This is a genomic window from Novosphingobium sp. (assembly GCF_037133355.1).
Taxonomy (GTDB): Bacteria; Pseudomonadota; Alphaproteobacteria; order Sphingomonadales; family Sphingomonadaceae; genus Novosphingobium.
On record NZ_JBAXOI010000048.1, the window covers coordinates 1 to 3000 of the forward strand.

The window sequence follows — 3000 nt, forward strand, 5'->3', positions numbered from 1 at the left end:
CTGGCTGCCAGTCAGCAGCATGAATGATGTCCAGCGAGTCCGTACAGTCCTACAAACATCGCCATCGGCGGCCAGGCGGGTTCGCCCTTGGCCGCCGGATAGAGCGGACCGAGAAGCGCCGCGACCGGGCTCCAATCGATCAGCGCAGCAAGGGCGTCAAGCGACGATGCGGACCTCATGCGCCCAGCAAAGCCGAACCGCTCCTGACCAATCGAACGATGCGCCACGTCCAGCCCTCCTCTTCGGAAAGACCATAGAATCAACAATAAACGCCTATGTCTACACCCACCCGCGCACAGGTCTCATAACCACCAGATATAAACGTTCTGCGGTCCTCAGACCTCGCTTACCTTTCTTGCGAGTTGTAAGCGTGGCGAGCAGGCCGCCTTGCGCCCTGATGCCTGTATAGTCTGATTGCCGCTCCTTTTCAGGAGCGGTGATGGCGGACGATAGCGAGAGCGGTGGGGCGAGTAGTCATACTACCGCTCGTATGACTACTCGGATCGAGGTTGTGGGTCGGGTTTCAGGCCGGCGGCGCTGGACGGTCGAGCAGAAGCTGGCGATCCTGCGCGATGCGTTCGGCAGCGGCGGATCGGTTCGGGCGGCCTGCGAACGGCACGAGGTTGGCACTGGCTTGATCTACACGTGGCGTCGCCTGGCGATGTCGGGCGAGCTGACCGGGATCGTGCCGCCGGCGTTGCCATCGGCGATCCCGGCATTCGCCGAGGTGGAAGTGGCGGAGCCGGCTGTTCCGATGGTAGTGCAACCCTGCGCCAGTGGACTTGGCCGGATCGGGATCGAGCTGCCGTCGGGCGTGCGCGTGACGGTCGACGCCGCGGTGGACGCCGAAGCACTGGCACGGGTACTCGCCGTGCTCCAGCGATGATCGCGCTGCCATCCTCTACCCGGATATTCCTCGCCTGTGGGACTACCGATATGCGCAAGGGCTTCGACGGTCTGGCCGTGCTGGTGCAGCAGGTGCTGGAGACGAGTCCGCATTGCGGCGCGCTGTTCGCCTTCCGCGGCAAGCGCGGAGATCTGGTCAAGTTGCTGTGGTACGATGGCCAGGGCCTCTGCCTCTATTCCAAGCGGATGGACCGTGGTCGCTTCATCTGGCCAACGACGAAGACAGGCAAGGTCAGCCTGACCTCGGCCCAGCTATCGATGCTGCTGGAGGGTATCGACTGGCGTCGGCCGGAACGCACGACAGAGCCGCTTCTGGCTGGCTGAAGTGGCGGATTTTCGCGGTTCTTCTGGCATAGCGAGGCGTGATCGGCTACAAGATTGTCGTGTCGGATCAAGCCTCTTACCCCATCGACAAGGATGCCCGGTTCGCCGAGTTGGAAGCGGCTCTGGCGGCGCGCGACACGCTGATTGCGACACTGCGATTTCAACTTTCCCAGCTCCGGCGGATGAGTTTCGGCCAGTCCTCAGAGAAGCTGTCGCAACAGATCGAGCAGCTTGAGTTGACGCTTGAAGAACTGGAAGGCGAAGCGGCGAGTGCGGATGCGACCCGGTCGGAGACGGCCCGCGAAGCTGCTCGCCCGGCACCGGTTCGCCAGCTCCCGGCCCATCTCCCCCGCGCCGAGCACCGGATCGAACCGGCAGCCGGGCACTGCACTTGTCCCGATTGTGGCGGCGTGTTGCGCGCGCTCGGCGAAGACAGCGACGAGATGCTCGACGTGGCGCCGGTGCAGTGGCGCGTCATTCGCACGGTGCGGCCCAAGTACTCCTGCCGGACCTGCGAGAAGATCGTCCAGGCGCCCGCTCCGGTGAAGGCGGTCGCGCGCGGCAAGGCGACGTTCGCTACGCTCGCCCATGTGGTGGTGAACAAGTTCGATCATCACCTGCCGCTTTACCGCCAGGCCGAGATCATGGCCGCGCAGGGCATCGATCTCGATCGCTCGACGCTCGCCGGGTGGGCGGGCCAGGCCGCTGCATTGCTCGATCCGATCGTGACGCGCATCCGCGAGGAAGGATTGAAGGCCGGCAAGCTGCATGTCGATGATACGCCGGTGCCCATGCTGGTTCCCGGCAGGGGCAAGACCGCGCAGGCTCGGCTCTGGGCCTATGTTGTCGATGATCGCCCGTCAGGTGCGACAACGCCGGCGATGGTCTGGTATCGGTTCACTCCCGATCGCAGCGGCCTCCACCCCCAGACCGAGCTCAAGCATTTCACCGGGCTGCTCCAGGCCGATGGCTATGCAGGTTACGACAAGCTCTACGAGGGCGGCCGGGTGCAGGAAGTCGCCTGCTGGGCGCATTTTCTTCGAGAACCATCAGACCAGCCCGACGCCGCTGACCATCGACCTGCTCGAACGGATCGCCAGGCTCTACCGGATCGAGGGCGATATACGCGGCAGCCCGCCCGATGTCCGGCGACGACAGCGCCAGGAACGCAGCCGACCAATGGTCGAGGACCTGCGCGCCGCCATCGATGATGCCTTGCACCGCCTATCGCCCAAGTCTGCGATGGCCAAGGCGCTCGCCTATGGCCGCAAACGCTGGGATGCACTGACGCGCTACCTGGACGAAGGCACCGCCGAGATCGACAACAACGCCGCCGAGCGGGCGATGCGCGCCATCGCCATCGGCCGCAAGAACTGGCTGTTTGCAGGCTCCATCGCTGGCGGCGAGCGTGCCGCTGCGATCTATTCCGTCATCGAGACCGCCAAGCTCAACGGCATCGAGCCGCAAGCCTACATCGCCGACGTCATTGAGAAGATCGCCAGCAGTTGGCCCGCCTCGCGCTGGGACGAACTCATGCCGTGGAACTGGACAGCAAGTGCGGTTCCTTCCAGCCCCGTTTGTGTAAATAGGGCGGCATGACCGATCAGATCGTCCGGCTGCGCATCACCCTTGAATACATCGAGCCCGCCATCTGGCGCCGGGTCGAGCTACCGCCCGCCAACAGCCTGAAGACCCTGCACCTCGCCATTCAGGCCGTGATGCTGTTCGAGAACTATCACATGTTCCGCTTCGATGTCGGCGAGGCCAGCT

The 3000-nt window shown here is 64.2% G+C and carries 2 protein-coding genes and 1 pseudogene; all 3 read left to right on the forward strand.

Features of this window, described 5'->3' with window-relative positions:
• Positions 1-511: 511 nt before the first annotated feature.
• Positions 512-886, forward strand: coding sequence for a transposase (locus WCL10_RS20455; protein ID WP_336897489.1), 375 nt, complete (start codon positions 512-514; stop codon positions 884-886).
• Positions 883-1230 (forward strand): IS66 family insertion sequence element accessory protein TnpB, encoded by a 348-nt coding sequence (tnpB, locus tag WCL10_RS20460; RefSeq protein ID WP_336897490.1) that lies wholly within the window; start codon positions 883-885, stop codon positions 1228-1230. Before WCL10_RS20455 ends, tnpB begins: the two co-directional genes overlap by 4 nt.
• An 83-nt stretch (positions 1231-1313) precedes the next feature.
• Positions 1314-2829, forward strand: a pseudogene (locus WCL10_RS20465) (IS66 family transposase).
• The last annotated feature ends 171 nt before the right edge of the window (positions 2830-3000 follow it).

Coding starts and splice junctions, on each gene's coding strand:
- tnpB (WP_336897490.1), top strand. CDS start 883: ATGATCGCGCTGCCATCCTCTACCCGGATATTCCTCGCCTGTGGGACT.